The sequence below is a fragment of the Collinsella aerofaciens genome (assembly GCF_015670745.1).
GTDB classification, from domain to species: domain Bacteria; phylum Actinomycetota; class Coriobacteriia; order Coriobacteriales; family Coriobacteriaceae; genus Collinsella; species Collinsella aerofaciens_T.
The window spans coordinates 1-16,093 of record NZ_JADPCH010000024.1; the positions used below are offsets into that span (position 1 = coordinate 1).

General features: G+C 63.9%; 17 protein-coding genes and 1 tRNA gene. 16 read left to right on the top strand and 2 right to left on the bottom strand.

Annotated elements, in window-relative coordinates; all coding sequences use genetic code 11:
- The first annotated feature begins 184 nt into the window (after positions 1-184).
- From I4W07_RS08215 to hisE, 10 genes are all read left to right on the top strand, one after another.
- A complete protein-coding gene (locus I4W07_RS08215; RefSeq protein ID WP_196026301.1) occupies positions 185-1,021 on the top strand; it encodes a sugar phosphate isomerase/epimerase family protein in 837 nt (278 codons plus the stop codon).
- Between the two features lie 171 nt (positions 1,022-1,192).
- Positions 1,193-2,908, top strand: a complete 1,716-nt coding sequence (gene hisG / locus I4W07_RS08220; protein ID WP_196026302.1) for an ATP phosphoribosyltransferase — start codon at positions 1,193-1,195, stop codon at positions 2,906-2,908.
- Positions 2,909-3,013: 105 nt separating this feature from the next.
- Complete coding sequence (gene hisD / locus I4W07_RS08225) at positions 3,014-4,450, top strand: histidinol dehydrogenase (RefSeq protein ID WP_196026303.1); 1,437 nt, start codon at positions 3,014-3,016, stop codon at positions 4,448-4,450.
- A gap of 1 nt (position 4,451) precedes the next feature.
- Positions 4,452-5,567, top strand: a complete 1,116-nt coding sequence (hisC, locus tag I4W07_RS08230; RefSeq protein ID WP_196026304.1) for a histidinol-phosphate transaminase — start codon at positions 4,452-4,454, stop codon at positions 5,565-5,567.
- Entirely contained in the window at positions 5,568-6,155 is a 588-nt protein-coding gene (hisB, locus tag I4W07_RS08235; protein WP_196026305.1) for an imidazoleglycerol-phosphate dehydratase HisB, read from the top strand. It begins immediately after the preceding gene.
- A gap of 79 nt (positions 6,156-6,234) precedes the next feature.
- Entirely contained in the window at positions 6,235-6,936 is a 702-nt protein-coding gene (locus I4W07_RS08240) for an imidazole glycerol phosphate synthase subunit HisH (protein ID WP_196026306.1), read from the top strand.
- Positions 6,933-7,676 carry a 1-(5-phosphoribosyl)-5-[(5-phosphoribosylamino)methylideneamino]imidazole-4-carboxamide isomerase gene (locus tag I4W07_RS08245; protein ID WP_196026307.1) on the top strand — a complete coding sequence of 248 codons (744 nt, stop codon included), beginning with the start codon at positions 6,933-6,935 and terminating at the stop codon, positions 7,674-7,676. The genes I4W07_RS08240 and I4W07_RS08245 overlap by 4 nt, the downstream gene beginning before the upstream one ends.
- 3 nt (positions 7,677-7,679) lie before the next feature.
- Complete coding sequence (gene hisF, locus I4W07_RS08250; protein ID WP_196026308.1) at positions 7,680-8,462, top strand: imidazole glycerol phosphate synthase subunit HisF; 783 nt, start codon at positions 7,680-7,682, stop codon at positions 8,460-8,462.
- The gene (gene hisI / locus I4W07_RS08255; RefSeq protein WP_196026309.1) at positions 8,463-8,792 is read left to right on the top strand and encodes a phosphoribosyl-AMP cyclohydrolase; all 330 of its coding nucleotides are present in this window, start codon (positions 8,463-8,465) and stop codon (positions 8,790-8,792) included. It abuts the gene before it with no gap.
- Between the two features lie 46 nt (positions 8,793-8,838).
- Complete coding sequence (hisE, locus tag I4W07_RS08260; RefSeq protein WP_006235893.1) at positions 8,839-9,156, top strand: phosphoribosyl-ATP diphosphatase; 318 nt, start codon at positions 8,839-8,841, stop codon at positions 9,154-9,156.
- Between the two features lie 27 nt (positions 9,157-9,183).
- Here hisE and I4W07_RS08265 read toward each other — a convergent pair whose 3' ends face one another.
- Positions 9,184-10,095, bottom strand: coding sequence for a PHP domain-containing protein (locus I4W07_RS08265; RefSeq protein ID WP_055310385.1), 912 nt, complete (start codon positions 10,093-10,095; stop codon positions 9,184-9,186).
- 339 nt (positions 10,096-10,434) lie between these two features.
- Here I4W07_RS08265 and larC2 point away from each other — a divergent pair, with 339 nt between their 5' ends.
- The 6 genes from larC2 (at position 10,435) to I4W07_RS08295 (ending at position 15,838) form a co-directional block, all read left to right on the top strand.
- Positions 10,435-10,920, top strand: a complete 486-nt coding sequence (larC2, locus tag I4W07_RS08270) for a nickel pincer cofactor biosynthesis protein LarC2 (protein WP_229042063.1) — start codon at positions 10,435-10,437, stop codon at positions 10,918-10,920.
- Between the two features lie 53 nt (positions 10,921-10,973).
- Positions 10,974-11,522: a phosphodiesterase gene (gene yfcE / locus I4W07_RS08275; RefSeq protein ID WP_196026310.1), complete on the top strand. Its 549-nt coding sequence runs from the start codon at positions 10,974-10,976 to the stop codon at positions 11,520-11,522.
- A gap of 2 nt (positions 11,523-11,524) precedes the next feature.
- Positions 11,525-12,385 carry a nucleoside triphosphate pyrophosphohydrolase gene (gene mazG / locus I4W07_RS08280; protein ID WP_196026311.1) on the top strand — a complete coding sequence of 287 codons (861 nt, stop codon included), beginning with the start codon at positions 11,525-11,527 and terminating at the stop codon, positions 12,383-12,385.
- A gap of 189 nt (positions 12,386-12,574) precedes the next feature.
- Positions 12,575-13,864, top strand: a complete 1,290-nt coding sequence (gene eno / locus I4W07_RS08285; protein ID WP_196026312.1) for a phosphopyruvate hydratase — start codon at positions 12,575-12,577, stop codon at positions 13,862-13,864.
- A 187-nt stretch (positions 13,865-14,051) separates the two neighbouring features.
- Entirely contained in the window at positions 14,052-14,813 is a 762-nt protein-coding gene (locus I4W07_RS09200) for a hypothetical protein (RefSeq protein WP_230317564.1), read from the top strand.
- 20 nt (positions 14,814-14,833) lie between these two features.
- Positions 14,834-15,838 (top strand): Ppx/GppA phosphatase family protein, encoded by a 1,005-nt coding sequence (locus I4W07_RS08295; protein ID WP_196026313.1) that lies wholly within the window; start codon positions 14,834-14,836, stop codon positions 15,836-15,838.
- Between the two features lie 150 nt (positions 15,839-15,988).
- Here I4W07_RS08295 and I4W07_RS08300 read toward each other — a convergent pair.
- A tRNA-Leu gene (locus I4W07_RS08300) sits at positions 15,989-16,073 on the bottom strand.
- Positions 16,074-16,093: the final 20 nt, after the last annotated feature.

Consider the following 16,093-nt stretch of genomic DNA (forward strand, 5'->3'; position numbering starts at 1 on the left):
TCCCCGTGGATTCTGACGGTGCTCGTGACCGACCGCCTGGCTCGCTACTACGAGACGGTCACCAAGCACAACCTCAACTACCGTCGTTACTATCACCAGTTCGACTACTAAGAGAAAATAACGTTTGTGTAATTGGGCCCCGCTCCTATATGGAACGGGGCCTCGTTTAGGTTGGAGAGTAATTATGGGCTATCCCCAGCTTGCCGTCATGAATATCAGCCATCGTTATTTTGACCTTGAGGAATTCTTTTCTTCGGCAGCGGCCTCGGGCTACACGTGTTGCGAGCTTTGGACCGGAGCGATGCATCTGTATGTCGATTGCCATGGATACGATTCGCTCGAGCAGGTGCGGGAGCTGTCACAACGGTATGGGGTTCGGATTGTGGGGCTTTGTCCCGAACAGAACAACCCCAAGCCGTGGAATATCGCGGCGCGCGGGAATGAGGCACGTGCCCGCACACTCGCGTACTTTAAGAACGTTGTAGATATTGCGGCGGAACTTGGAGCCGAGCAGGTCATGGTCTCGAGCGGCTGGGCATTTTTGAACGAGCCGATCGAGGACGCGTGGGGTCGCAGCGCCTCGATGCTGCGTGCGATTGCCGAGCACGCTGGAGAGCGCGGCGTGCGACTGGTACTCGAGGCCCTACAGCCGGTTGAGTCGATGATCGTGAACTCGGCGGCCGACACGAAGCGCATGATCGAGGCAGTTGATCATCCGGCACTTAAGGCGTGTCTGGATTTGGGCGCTATGGCGGTGGCAGGGGATACCATCGACGATTATTTCGATCTGCTTGGCGAAGATGTCGCCCACGTGCATTTTGTCGATGTTGCGGCAGATGGCACGACGCATCTTGCCTGGGGTGACGGCGACCGCGATATGCGCGCCGACCTGGATAGGCTGGTGGCGCGCGGCTATCGCGGAGTTGTTTCGGCCGAGACCTATGACGGGCGCTATTTCGCTAATCCTGCGGCGGCCGACGCTCAAGTTATGGCGGAGTACCGACGCGCGATTGACGTCTAAGTGGGGTTGGGCCGCGGGCAATCCGTTCCAATGTTTCCAAATGAATACGGCGTGAGCGGCTGCGACGGATTTTCCCCGCAAGCACTCTAGTATGCTAAAGTACCCAGAAGACCGGCGGAGCTATGCCGGTCTTCTGTTCTATATGAAGCACAGCATGAGGAGGCTCACCAGATGACGGCCACACCGTGGGGATTCCGGGACATATTGCCCGAGGAGGCTCAGGCGCGCGAGGAGATTGCGCTGACGGTGAAGGGCTGCTTTAGGGAGCATCATTACCTGCCGGTCGAAACGCCACTGCTCGAGGACAAAGGGTCGCTCGAGGAGGGCGGCCGCATCGCAGACACGCCGTTCAAGCTTTTTGACGATGACGGCCGCTTGCTGGTGGTTCGTCCCGACAACACGCTGCCGATCGTGCGCCTGGTCTCGACCCGCATGCGCGCGGCCGACCTGCCGCTGCGCCTTCGTTACGAGGCGCCGGTGGTCCGTGAGTGCCAGCGCAACGCTGGCGGTTCGCGCCAGTTTACGCAGCTGGGCTTTGAGCTCATCGGCGCGGGCGATACCGCGGGCGATGTTGAGATCGTCTCGCTCGTGGCGGAGGCCGTGCGCGAGCTGGCACTGCCCGATGCGCGCATTATTGCAGGCAGCGTGCGTCCGTTTAAGGAGCTGCTCGCGGCGTGCGAGGATCGCGAGCTGGCTGCCGAGGCCCTGCGCTGCGTGCATGCCAACGACTTTGTGGGCCTCGATGCTCGCGTGGCGGCAAGCGCCGAGTCCGATGCCGTCAAGGCCGCCATCAGCGAGCTGCCGCGTCTGCACGGCGGTGCCGAGGTGCTCGACCGCGTGGACGCGCTGCTGGAGGCCGCCGGTATCGTCGCGCCGCTCACGCGCGAGTTGCGTGCCCTGGTCGAGGGCCTGGCTCTCGAGGACGCCCAGGTGCTGTCCTTCGACTTCTCCATCATGAACTCTTTCGATTACTACACGGGTCTGGTCTTTAAGGCCTATGCCGGCGGCCTGCCCGATCCGGTAGGCTCGGGCGGTCGCTACGACTCCATCTTTACCGGTGCATTTGGCGACGGCATTGAGGTGCCGGCGGCGGGCTTCGCCTTTTCGCTCGAGCGTCTGGAGGCAGCGCGCACCTCGGCCGAGGACGCCGCCTCCGATGGCGACCATGCCGTGGGCCGTGGCGCCGAGGGTCCGCTGCGCATCGCCGTGCCCAAGGGCTCGCTCAAGGCCGACACCCTCGACGTGCTCGAGGCCGCGGGCCTGGACGTCTCAGAGCTGCGCGACCCCGGTCGTCACCTGATCGTGCGTGGCCGCGACACGCGTGCCGGTGAGGGCGCGGTCGGAGATATCGAGTTTGTCATTGTGCGCCCCAGCGACGCGCCCGCCTTTGTGGGCTGCGGCGGCGCCGACTGCGGCATCTGCGGTTGGGACTCGCTCATCGAGGCTGACCTCAACCTGCTGCAGCTGGTCGATCTGGGCTACGGCCTGTGCACGTTTATCGAGGCGGAGCCCGCGTGGCGCGCCGGCCAGGCCGAGCGCAACTATGCCCGCCGCGGATCGCTTCGTGTGGCCACCAAGTATCCGCGCATCGCGAGCGCCTGGTATGCCGAGCGTGGCGTGAATGCCGATATCGTCTCACTGCACGGCAATATCGAGCTGGGCCCCATTGTCGGTATGACCGACCGTATCGTGGACATTACCGCCACGGGCGCCACCCTGCGCGATAACGACCTGGTTATTACTGGTCGCATTATGGACTGCACGGCCCGCTTCTTCGTCAACCCAGGTGCCGCGCGCTTGGATCCGCGCGTACGCAACTTGGCCGATCGCCTGGCTGCTGCCGTGAAGGACAAGCATTTTGAGCCCGTCGCGGGCTCAGCACAATAGCGCGAGCACGCACGGGCGCCCCCATATCCGGGCTGCGGGCCGATTGGCGCCGCCGCCCGGCCTTTCGTTTTTCGAACGCAACCTCGACCGATAGGGGATACCGATATGAAGACCATCAAGCTTGCTCCCGGTGAGCGCCTCGTTACCAACCAACTCAACCGCAAGGGCGTGCTGCCGCAAAACATCGTCGACGCCGCCCGCGAAATCGTGGCCAACGTGCGTGCCAACGGCGATGCTGCAGTGCGCGACTATTGCCAGCGCTTTGACGGCGTTGAGCTGCAGAGCTTCCGTCTGCCGCAAGAGCAGATCGATGCCGCGCTCGAAGGCCTCGATCCGGCTTTTGTCGCCGCGCTCGAGAAGGCCGCACGTCAGATTCGCGAGTTCCACCAGCGCGAGGTCGAGCAGAGCTGGTTTACCACGCGTGCGGACGGCACGATGCTCGGCGTTAAGGTGACCCCGCTCGCTGCGGCCGGCATCTATGTGCCGGGCGGTCGTGCGCAGTATCCCTCCACGGTGCTCATGAACGCCATTCCCGCCAAGGTCGCCGGCGTCAAGCGCGTGGTCATGGTGACGCCGCCGCAAAAGGATGGTCTGATCAGCCCCTATACGCTCGCGGCTGCCAAGCTCGGCGGTGTGGACGAGATTTATATGGTGGGCGGCGCTCAGGCCGTGGCCGCGCTGGCGTACGGTACCGAGACCATTCCGCGCGTCGACAAGATTACCGGCCCGGGCAACGCCTTTGTCGCTGCGGCCAAGCAGATTGTCTCGGGCGACGTGGGTATCGACATGGTCGCTGGCCCCTCCGAGGTCTGTGTGCTGGCCGATGCCACGGCCAAGCCTATGGTGGTCGCGGCCGACCTGATGGCCCAGGCCGAGCACGATCCGCTGGCAGCCTGCTATCTGGTGACCTGCGACGAGCAGTTTGCGCGCGAGGTCGAGGCGGGTGTCGACATTCTGGTAGCGCAGTCCCCGCGTGCCGAGATTACGCGCGCCTCGCTCGATAACGAGGGTACCATCGTGGTGGCCGCCGACATGGCTGCTGCCGTCGAGGCGGTGAACACCGTGGCGCCCGAGCACCTGGAGCTGCACTGCAAGGATGCGATGGGCCTGCTCGGCGGTATCCGCAACGCCGGTGCCATCTTTGTGGGCGCTTGGAGCTCCGAGCCGCTCGGCGATTATGTTGCCGGCCCCAACCACACGCTGCCGACTGGCGGCACGGCCATGTTCTCCAACCCGCTTTCGGTCGAAGAGTTCGTTAAGCGCTCGAGTGTCATTTGCTATACGCCCGAGGGGCTGCTCTCCGACGCCCCCGCTACGCAGCGCCTGGCCGAGGCCGAGGGCCTGTGGGCGCACGCGCTTTCTGCCGCTCTCCGTCGCCGCGTGTTGGAGCAGGGCGAGGATGCCGTGAGTGCCGAGTCGCTGGCCGCGGCCGACCTGACCAAGGTCGCCTGGCCGGGCGACGCCGTGGCGACGGTTGCCGAGGGTGTGGACCTGGCGGCTGCGGGCGCGGATGGCGTTGGCGCGACCGGCGAGGAGGCCTAATATGGCCGAGCTGACGCCCCGCATGAAGGAGCTCGTCCAGCCCTACTTGGCCGGTATTGAGCCCTACGATCCTAACTTTACGCCCACGCGCATCAACCTTTCGGCCAACGAGAACACCTATCCCGTGCCGGCCGGCGTGCGCGAGGCGATCGACGCGGCCCTGGCTGCTACACCGCTCAACCGCTATCCCGACCCCATGTCGAACGACCTGCGCGACGAGCTTGCTGCCCGGCATGGCGTGATGCGCGAGAACATCTGCGTGGGAAACGGCGGCGACGAGCTGCTCTATAACTATCTGCTGGCGTTTGGCGGCGCGGGGAGGACCCTGCTCAACTGTCCGCCGTGCTTTAGCGAGTACGCGTTCTTTGCGTCGCTCTGTCAGATCGAGGTGTGCGACGTGTGGCGCGATCCGGCGACCTTTGAGCTCGACCAAGCTGCTGTGCTCGCGGCCGCGCCCGAGTGCAACCTGGCAATCGTGACCTCGCCCAACAATCCCACGGGTGATGTGGCTCCGCTCGACTTTGTCGCGGCCCTGTGCGATGCGTGCCCCGGCATGGTCATGGTCGACGAGGCCTACGTTGAGTTTGCTGACGATTCGTTTGGCGCGGCCACCACGGCGCAGGGGCTTATTGCCGAGCATTCCAACCTGGTGATTCTGCATACGCTGTCCAAGGCGTTCGGCGCCGCCGGCATGCGCCTGGGCTACGTGATCGCGACGCCCGAGGTCATCGACGTGTTCGCGGCGATTCGCCAGATCTATTCGGTCAACGTGCTGAGCCAGGCGGCGGCACTTGCCTGCGTGCGTGCCCGTGATGCCTATGCGCCTGTGGTGGCGCAGGTCGCATCCGAGCGCGAGCGCGAGCTGGCCGCCCTGCGCGCGATGGCTGCCGAGGGCCTGCCCGTGGAGGCGTGGCCGAGCGCGGCGAACTTTGTGCTCGTACGCACGCCGCACGCCACGCGCGTGCGCGAGCGTCTGCGCGATGAGTATTCGATTTTGGTGCGCGACTTTAGCTATGCGCCGGGCCTTGCGGACTGTCTGCGCATTACCGTGGGTACCCCGCAGGAAAACGATGAGGTGCTGGCTGCGTTTGCCGCGCTGGTGAAGGAGGGGATGTAGATGGGCCGTTGTTCCGAGGTAACCCGTAAGACGGGCGAGACCGATATTGTCGTCAAGCTCGATCTGGATGGAACCGGTGTGTGCGATATCTCGACCGGCGTGCCGTTTTTCGACCACATGCTCAACGCCTTTGGCCGCCATGGCCTGTTTGATTTGACGGTGCACGCGGTGGGCGACGTTGAGGTCGATGCACACCACACCGTCGAGGACACAGGCATTGTGCTGGGCGAGGCGTTCTGCCAGGCACTGGGTGACAAGGCGGGCATTACGCGCTTTGCCGACGCGGCGATCGCCATGGACGAGACGCTTGTGATGGCTGCCGTTGATATTTCGGGCCGTGGGCAGGCCTGCTGCGAGCTGCCCGTGCCGACCGAGCGCGTGGGCACCTTTGATACCGAGCTGGCCGTCGAGTTCTTCTACGCCTTTGCGCGCGACGCCAAGCTCACGCTGCACGTGCGCGAGCTGGCGGGCGGCAATTCGCATCACATTATCGAGGCCGCCTTTAAGGCCGTGGGCCGCACAATGCGCCACGCTTGCGAGCTCGATCCCCGCGTGCAGGGCACCCCCAGCACCAAGGGCTCACTGTAACCTGCCAAAAGATAAAAACCACCACGAAGGTGCCTGTCCCCTTTGTGGTGGTTTTGGATGATGGAAAAAGGAGGGTCGCGTGGGCGAACCGAAGATCGTGGTGGTCGACTACCACAAGGGCAACTTGTCGAGCGTCGTGCGCGGGCTTGCGCGCGCCGGTGCCGCCGCCTGCACGTCGGACGACCCGGAGCAGATCCGTAACGCCGACGGCCTGGTCATCCCGGGCGTGGGTGCGTTTTACGACGCGATTGCCTTTATGCGCGAGAGCGGCGAGGCGGACGCGGTGCTCGACGCCGTCGCCGCCGGAGCTCCGCTGCTCGGCATCTGCCTGGGCCTTCAATTATTTTTTGAGCGCGGCAACGAGGGCGTGCCTGCGGACAAGGGCGCAGTTGCCGATGGCAACACCCCCGAGCAGGCCGGTGGCCCCTGGGTCGATGGTCTGGGCATCATGCGCGGCTCGTGCACGCGCCTGGAGTCGAGCCGTCTGAAGGTCCCGCACGTGGGCTGGGACCAGGTGCACATGACGCCCGCCGGAGCGGCCGATCCGCTGCTCGCCGGTTTTGCCGAGGGTGCCAATATGTACTTCACCCACAGCTATGCGGTGGCCGACGATGCCGATGCCGCCGATGTTCTGGCGCGCACGCACTACACGCGGAGCTTCCCGTGCATCGTGCGCCACGGCAACGTGTGGGGCTGCCAGTTCCATCCCGAGAAATCCTCTGCGCTGGGTCAGCGCATCCTTAAGAACTTCGTGAGCATCGTCGAGGGGGCCGGCCGATGATTCTGTTTCCCGCAATCGATTTGATCGGCGGCAAGGTCGTGCGCCTGGAGCGCGGCGACCGAAGCCGCTGCAAGGTATATTCCGACGACTCCGTGGCCGTTGCCCGCTCCTTTGCCGAGCAGGGCGCGAGCTGGGTGCACGTCGTCGACCTGTCCGCTGCCTTTGGCGAGGACGAGGATGCGTGCGCTGCCAACTCGGCAGCGATCGAGGCCATCTGCGGCGTCGACGGTCTGTCCGTGGACGTGGGCGGCGGCGTTCGCTCGCTTGCACGCATCGATGAGCTGGCCGGCTATGGTGCTCGTCGCATCGCACTAGGCACGGTGCTCGTGACCGAGCCGGGATTTGCCGAGGTGGCGGCTCGCGGCTTTGGCGAGTTGCTGGTGGCAGACATCGCCGCGCGCGACGGTCAGGTCAAGGTGAATGGCTGGCGCGACGGCGCGGGTGTGGCGCTCGACGATGCCGTGGCGCAGCTTTCCGAGTTGGGCTTTAAGCATCTGGTGTATACCGACATCGCGCGTGATGGTATGCAGACGGGCATTGATGTGGCGGCGTATCGCCACGTGGCCGAGGTCGCGGGCTTTCCCGTCGTGGCTTCGGGCGGTATCTCGACGCTCGACGATATCCGTGCACTGGCCGCGGTGGGCGAGGATGCCATCGAGGGCGCCATTACCGGTCGTGCGCTCTACGAGGGCAACTTTACGCTGGCCCAGGCGTTGGCCGCCGCCCGAGGGGAGGAGTAGCCCATGCTTACCAAGCGCGTGATTCCCTGTCTGGATGTTAAGGACGGCCGTGTGGTCAAGGGCGTCAACTTTGTGAGCCTGCGCGATGCGGGCGACCCGGTGGAGCTGGCCCGCGCCTACGACCGCGAGGGTGCGGACGAGGTCGTATTTTTGGACATTACCGCGACGAGCGACAACCGCGCGACGACCATCGAGATGGCGGCGCACGCGGCCGAGGAGCTCGCTATTCCCTATACCGTGGGCGGCGGTTTTCGCGACTTGGCGTGCATGCGCACCATGGTTGCCGCCGGCGCCGACAAGGTGTCGCTTAACTCTGCCGCCGTGCGCGATCCGTCGTTGATCAGCCAGGCCGCCGCGGCGTTTGGCAGCCAGGCCGTGGTCGTGGCGATCGATGCCAAGCGTGTAGGCCTGCCCGGCGCATCCGGTGCCGATAAGTGGGAGGTCTTCACGGCCGGAGGTCGCAACGCCACGGGCATCGACGCGGTGGCATGGGCCGAGGAGGCGGCTCGTCGCGGCGCTGGCGAGATCTTGCTTACCAGCATGGATCGCGACGGCACCAAGGCCGGCTTTGATTTGGCGCTCACCCGCGCCGTGGCGCGCGCGGTGCCAATCCCCGTCATTGCGAGCGGCGGCGTGGGCACACTCGAGCATTTCGCTGAGGGCGTGATTGAGGGCGAGGCCGACGCCGTGCTGGCGGCGAGCGTCTTTCACTTTGGAACCTTCAGCATTCGCCAGGTGAAGGAATATATGGCCAGCCAGGGTATCCCTGTCAGATTGGATTTTTAAATGGAGCAAGTGACAACCGCAGCAAAGCTCAAATACGACGCCCGCGGGCTGATTCCTTGTGTGGTTCAGCAGTATGACACCGGTGAGGTGCTTATGGTTGCTTGGATGAACGAGGAGTCGGTGGGGCTGACGCTCAAGACCGGTACCACGTGGTTTTGGAGCCGCAGTCGCCAGGAGCTCTGGAACAAGGGCGCGACGAGCGGCAATATGCAGGAGGTCAAGGAGCTTTGGGCCGACTGCGATAGCGATACGCTGCTGGTCAAGGTTGACTCGCCGGGTCCGGCCTGCCATACCGGCAACCGTACCTGCTTCTTTAAGAAACTCGCGTAGGGCGGGCGCTCGATTAGACGCTCGGCCAACCAGAAAGGATTGAACTATGGGTGTGCGCACCGCAAACGTTCAGGATGGAAATATCGGTGAGACGCTGACGGGGCTCGCCGAGGTGATTCACGGCCGTCGCGACGCATCGCCGCAGGAGAGCTACACCGCTCGTCTGTTGACCGACGTCGAGGACGAGCTGCTCAAGAAGCTTGCCGAGGAGGCGAGCGAGGTGATCATGGCCTGCAAGGATAACGATCACGATCACATCCGCTACGAGGCCGGCGACCTGGTCTACCACCTGCTCGTGACGCTCGAGCGCTACGGCATCACCCTCGACGAGCTAGCCGGCGAACTCAACGCCCGCCGCCACTAGTCATTGGGGACGTTCTTAAACGACTAGTTAGGCGAGGGGCGTGGATTCCCATTCGCCGGTGGCGTGGGGGATGTCGAAGGTTCGATAACCGCAGTCGTAGGCGTGCGCCTGGGCCTCGCGGATGTTCCAGCAGATATCGCAGGCGCGGTGCGCGTCCGAGCCAAAGGTGATCGGCACTTCGGCATGGGCAAAGCAGCGCAAAAGACCGGTTGCGGGGTAGTAGTCGCCCAAGCCCTTGCGCGGTGCGGCCGTCGAGACCTCAACGCGGCGGCCCGTATCGTGCGCGCACTCTGCCATCTGCTGCCAAAACGGTGCGGGGTCAAAATCGGGCGCAAAGCCTTCCTTCGAAAAGCGCATGACCAGGTCGGGGTGAGCCATCACATCAAAGTTGAGCGGGCTCTCGCAGGCGCGGCACCAGTCATCGACATAGCGCTCCCACACGCCGCGTACCCCCAGGTTTTCCCAAACGTGCAGGTTGGTGTCATCGTCGATCCAGCCGCAGCGCGAATCGGGCGTATCGGGACGAGCGACGTCCTCCGTTCCCGCCGTACCCGCGGCACCGGCCATGATATCGCCTGGGTTGCCAATCCAGTGCACACTGCCCAGGCGCACGACGGCGCCCTGGGACCAGCGCTCAACCAAAGGCTCGCAGCCCTCGTACCAATCGCATTCGAAACCGTAGATAAAGGTGAGTTCTGGCGCAATCTGAGCGGCAAGATTGCGAGCGTCCTCAAAAGCCAGACGATGTGCCGGCAGGTCGCCCTCGACGACCTGCACCTCGCAGTTGGCATCCATGCTGGCAGGTAGGGTGAGATGGTCGGTCGAGACCATGGCGCGGCAGCCGGCGGCGACAGCGGCGCGGACGTTGTCCTCAAATGAGGCATGGCCGTCCGAAAACGAGGTGTGGGTATGGCAATCGACCAGCGGGCACATAGGCATAGCGGCTCCTTTGCATTTGGCGAATCCGCTCCATTGTAATGGCGCAGCCTCGGCGCGTCGTACGCGCGGGGTGCCGAAATCGATTGGAAAGGGTGCGCGGCGCGTGGTGCGGCCTCGCTTGCGCTTTCAAAACATGTACATTAGCCTCCAAAAGCTGCAAAAAATGACATGTTTGGAGGCTGACGTACACGTTTGAGTGGAGCGGGCCGGCGTTGGAGCGCGCCAGCACTTGCGCCCAGCAAAAGTCGCACCTATCCCATGACGCCGCCCCTGCGCCGCCCGCGATGTGCTAGCGTTTGGATGAACAAAACGAGCCCGTGCGGAAAGGAGCCGGACCGTATGCCATGCGATAGCAAATCTCCGCTGTCTCGCGAGACCGATGCGCCCGAGACCATCGTCAAGCTGGAATGCGACATCGACGATGCGTCGCCCGAGGTACTCGCCTACGCCGCCGACCGCCTGCGCGAGGCCGGTGCGCGCGAGGTGCACTGGCTGCCCGTTTATTGCAAGAAAGGCCGCCCCGGCTGGCAGCTGCAGGTAATCTGCACCTACGGGGATATCGAGCGCCTGCAGACGATCATCTTCTTGGAAACCACGACCAACGGCATTCGTCGCCAGGTCATGGAACGCGTTTGCCTGCCACGCCGCTTTGAGCAGGTGACGACGCCATGGGGCGAGGTGTCCGTCAAGGTGGCCACCCTGCCCGACGGCAGCGAGCGTGCAGCGCCCGAGTACGAGGACTGCGCCCGCCTTGCCTGCGAGCACGGTGTGCCGCTCCAGCGCGTGATGCAGGCAGCACAAGCCGCGGCTCTGCAATTTGAGTGACACGGTCGGCGACGCGCCACACCCACCCCATCAACCTCACCGAAAGGACCACCATGAAATACCTCATCGCCTCCGACATCCACGGCTCGGCATACTGGACCGAGCGCCTGGCCACCGCCATCGAGTCCGAGCAGCCCGACCGCATCGTTCTGCTGGGCGACCTGCTCTACCACGGTCCGCGCAACGACCTGCCGCGCGACTATGCTCCCAAGCGCGTGATTCCGCTGCTCAACGCCCTAGCCGACCGCATCATCGCGGTGCGCGGCAACTGCGACGCCGAGGTCGACCAGATGGTGCTCGACTTCCCCGTCATGGCCGACTATGCCACGCTGTTCGACGAGACCGGCCGCGAGCTGTTCCTGACGCACGGCCATGTCTTTGGCGCCGGCATGCACAACAGCGTCGACCACGCGCCCGCGTTGCCCGAGGGCTCAGCGCTCGTCTACGGCCACACGCACATCAAGGTCAACGAGGAAAGCGCCGCGCACCCGGGCCTGTGGCTCTTCAACCCCGGTAGCGTGAGCATTCCCAAGGACGGCACGCACAGCTACGGCATCTACGAGGACGGCGCGTTCCGCCACGTGATCCTGGAGGAGGACTAACCATGGCGCAGCACATGGCTCAGCAAAATGCCGAGGGCTCGCGCGATCTGTCCACGCTAGTCGACGCGTCGACCGAGCTGCAGCATCTGGTGCAGACCATCTGGCGTCTGCGTCAGCCCGATGGCTGCCCATGGGACCGTGAGCAGACGCACCGCAGCATTGGCAAGAACATGATCGAGGAGGCCTACGAGGCGCTCGACTGCATCGAGGCGGACGACGCGGTTCACCTACGCGAGGAGCTGGGCGACGTGCTCATGCAGGTCGTGCTGCATGCGCAGATTGCGGCGGACGCCGGCGAGTTTACGCTGGCCGACGTGGCGCGTGATATCGATGCCAAGCTCATCCGCCGTCATCCGCACGTGTTTGGCGATGTAGATGCCGACAGTTCCGACGAGGTACTCAAGATTTGGGACGAGGTCAAGCTTGCCGAGAAAGCCGCCAAGGACAAGGCCGTGGCAGCAGGCGAGGCTGCGCCCGAGGGCCTGCTCGACGGCGTGCCCACGCATCTGCCGGCGCTGATGCAGGCTCAGAAGGTGTCGCGCAAGGCGGCTGCCGTGGGCTTTGAGTGGGAGACGGTCCAGGACGTGTGGGATGAGGTCGCCGAGGAACGTGCCGAGTTTGAGGCCGAGGCCCCTGGCTCGCCCGAGCGCGAAATGGAGTTTGGCGACCTGCTCTTTGCCTTGGTCAACGTCGCGCGCAAAGAGGGGATCGACGCCGAGAGTGCCCTGCGCGCGAGCACGGCCAAGTTTCGCCGTCGCTGGGCCGCGATGGAGCAGATGGCGTCCGACGCCCACGTGGATCTTGCCGAGCTTTCGACCCACGGCCTCAACGACCTGTGGGATGCCGCAAAGGCGGAGGAGTAAGACTGCGGGAACGACGGGCTGACATGCCTCATCGTTCCCGCTAAATTTTTCGAAAATCAAGTGTATCCCTCGGCTAACTTAGGGCATAATGCAAAAAGTGCGACATGGCTAACTTACGGAGGCGCACCGATGGTGCACAGTCGGCCAGTCGCTTGCATCAACTACGTTTCCAAGTGAGAGGGAGACAACATGAGCGATATTTTGGACGTCTACGGTCGCGAGGTACTCGACAGCCGCGGCAACCCCACCGTCGAGGTCGAGGTCGTGCTCGAGGACGGCAGCTTCGGCCGCGCGATGGTGCCTTCGGGCGCTTCGACCGGCGCCTTTGAGGCATGCGAGTTGCGCGACGGCGACAAAGGTCGCTATCTGGGCAAGGGCGTCTCGCAGGCCGTCGAGTACGTCAACAACGAGTGCGCCGATGCCGTCGTGGGCCTCGATGCCTTCGACCAGCGTGCCGTCGATGCCGCGCTGATCGCCGCCGACGGTACGCCCAACAAGACCAAGCTCGGCGCTAACGCCATCTTGGGCGTGTCGCTGGCCGTTGCCCGCGCTGCGGCAGAGTCGGCGGGCCTGTCGCTGTACCAGTACCTGGGCGGCGTTAACGCTCACCTGCTGCCCACGCCTATGATGAACATCCTCAACGGCGGCGTGCATGCCGACAACAACGTTGACTTCCAGGAGTTCATGATCATGCCGGTGGGCGCCCCGAGCTTTGCCGAGGGCCTGCGTTGGTGCGCCGAGGTCTACCACACCCTCAAGGGCGTGCTGCACGAGGCCGGCCTGGGCGGCGGCGTGGGCGACGAGGGCGGCTTCGCGCCCAACCTCAAGACCAATGCTGAGCCGTTCGAGTACATTACCAAGGCCGTCGAGAAGGCTGGCTTTAAGCCCGGCGTCGACTTCATGTACGCCATGGATCCGGCCTCGACCGAGTTCTACAACGCCGAGACCGGCATGTACGAGCTCAAGGGCGAGGGCGTGGAGTACACGAGCGCCCAGATGGTTGATTACTGGGAGAAGCTCGTCGACACCTATCCCATCATCTCCATCGAGGACGGCATGGCCGAGGAGGACTGGGACGGCTGGGTCGAGCTCACCCGCCGCATTGGCAACAAGGTGCAGCTCGTAGGCGACGACCTGTTCGTCACCAACACCGAGCGCCTCAAGAAGGGCATCGAGCTGGGCGCCGCCAACGCGATTCTGGTCAAGGTCAACCAGATCGGCACGCTCACCGAGTCGCTCGAGGCCATCGAGACTGCCAAGGAGGCCGGCTACGCTTGCATCGTGAGCCACCGCTCCGGTGAGACCGAGGACTCCACGATTGCCGACCTGGTCGTGGGTGTTAACGCCGGTCAGATCAAGTCGGGCGCCCCGTGCCGCAGCGACCGTATCGCCAAGTACAACCAGCTCATCCGCATCGAGGACGAGCTCGCGGGCAGCGCGCGCTACGCCGGCAAGTCTGCGTTCTACAACATTCGCTAAACAAGTGGTGCTCGTGGGGGCGAGGGTTGACTCGGCCCCGCTCCACTTCTGATGGCCGCTATTGGGCGCTGGGCCATACGGCTCAGCGCCTTTTTTATGTCGAGCAAAGGCTGGCGAAGGCGGTGCGGGCGCTCGTGCTATAACTAAAGGACTTAGCGCAAACAAACCTCAACCGCACAAGGCGCACATGGATCAGATTTACGACAACAGGTATTATTCCGCCGGTTCGCGTGAGCCGTCGCCTCGCCGCGCACCTACCGTGCAGCTCGGCGGGTCCGACTACGCTGGCGTCGATCGCCGCGCGCAGCGTCCGGCAAGTGCCTTGCACCCCCGTGCTCAAATGAATATGCCGACGGATCGCCCGCCACGTTCGGCGCGCCCGATGCATGCTCAGCGTCCCTCGGCTCAAACACACGAAAAGTCGACCAGGCCCTCAAGCCGTCTTTCGGGCTCGGACTTCATGCACTATGCCAACGACAACGCGGTGGTCAAGGCGATCTATGACTTTACGCATGGGCCTCAGCGCGGGCTGTTTATTGGCATTGTCGTCGTCCTGGTGCTCGTGAGCCTGTACTTTCCCGTGCGCGACCTCTACATTGCCAAACGCTCGAACGATATCTTGTCCAAGCAGGTCGAGATTCGCCAGCAGTACAACGACGAGCTGCAGAAAAGCGTCGACAAGCTGCTCTCGGAGCAGGGTATCAAGGATGCGGCATCCGAGGACCTGGGCCTGGTGATGCCCGGCGAGAAGAGGATTGAAGTACAGGGTCTGGACGAGGATTCGGATTCGTCGTCGAGCAAAAAGTCCTCAAACGCCAAGAAGGCCAGCGAAGTTGCCAAGGAAATCGAAGAAGTCGGTAAGGACGCGCCATGGTACATCCAGACGCTCGATATGCTGTTTGGATTTAACGGCGTCGAGGGCCAGACGGTCGTGTCCAACGGCAAATAGCGCCCGGAGGGGAGCCTGCAATGACGCATTGCGACAAACGATATAAGGTGGCGGCGATTGACCTGGGAACGGTGTCGTCGCGACTGGTGCTGGCCCAGGTCGAGGGCGGGGCGATCGTGGAATCGTCCAAGCATACCGAGATTACCGATTTGGGCGAGGGCGTGGATGCGACGGGGCGCTTTTGCGAGGCGGCGGTCGAGCGCGTGCTCGCCGCATGTCGCATGTTTGTGGACGAGGCCCGTGCCTTTGGGGCCGCGTGCATCTGCACCACGTGCACGAGCGCCGCGCGCGATGCGTCCAATGCCGCGCTGCTGCTGGACGGTCTGCGCGATCTGGGGCTTGAGCCACAGGTGATTCCGGGCGAGGTCGAGGCGCGCCTGACGTTTTTTGGCGTGGCGCACGACTTTGCGGGCGAGCGCATCATCGTTGCCGATTCGGGCGGCGGATCCACGGAGCTCGCGACGGGCGTCTATGCACCGGAGCGCGGCATCTTTGCTCTGGAGGGAACGCGCTCGCTGGACATCGGTTGCCGCCGCGTGACCGAGCGGTTTTTCTCGGCGCTGCCGCCGTCAACGGACGAGCTTGCGGCTGCTGCCGGCTGGGCAAACGAGCAGTTTGCGGGCTACTTTGAGAGCCTACCTGTCGACTTTGAGCGCGCCGAGCGCCTGGTCGCGGTGGGTGGTACTGTCACTACGCTCGTGGCACTCGTTCATGAGCTGGAGCCGTATGATTCGAGCTTTGTGCACCTGCGCGAGCTTTCGCTGGAGCAGGTTTCGGCCGCTATCGAGCGTATGTCCGCGCTGGATGCTGCGGGCATCGCCGCGTTACCGGGCGTGCAGCCCAAGCGCGCGGGCGTGATCTTGGCAGGTGCCGTGGTGATTCGCGAGCTCATGCGAGCCGGCGGCTACGACACGCTCATCGTAAGCGAGAACAGCCTGCTCGCCGGCATGGCCGCCACCATCAACGAGGTTCTCGACGGCGCGACCCCCACCATCGCCTGGGTCCCCAGCCTGAGCGCTCTTTAACCGTCTTCCTCTGAGCTGCGGTGAAATAGTTCCTAAATAAGCTGATAAACGGTATAAACAGGATCTATTCCACCGCAGCTTAGAGTCCCATCGGCGTCCAAAAGAAACGAGCCCGCATCCCAACGGGACACGGGCTCGTAAGCAATCACATGGTAGGGGCGGTGGGACTCGAACCCACAATCCTTGCGGCGAGAGATTTTAAGTCTCCTGCGTATGCCAATTCCGCCACGCCCCCGTGAGACTAGAAGTCTAGCA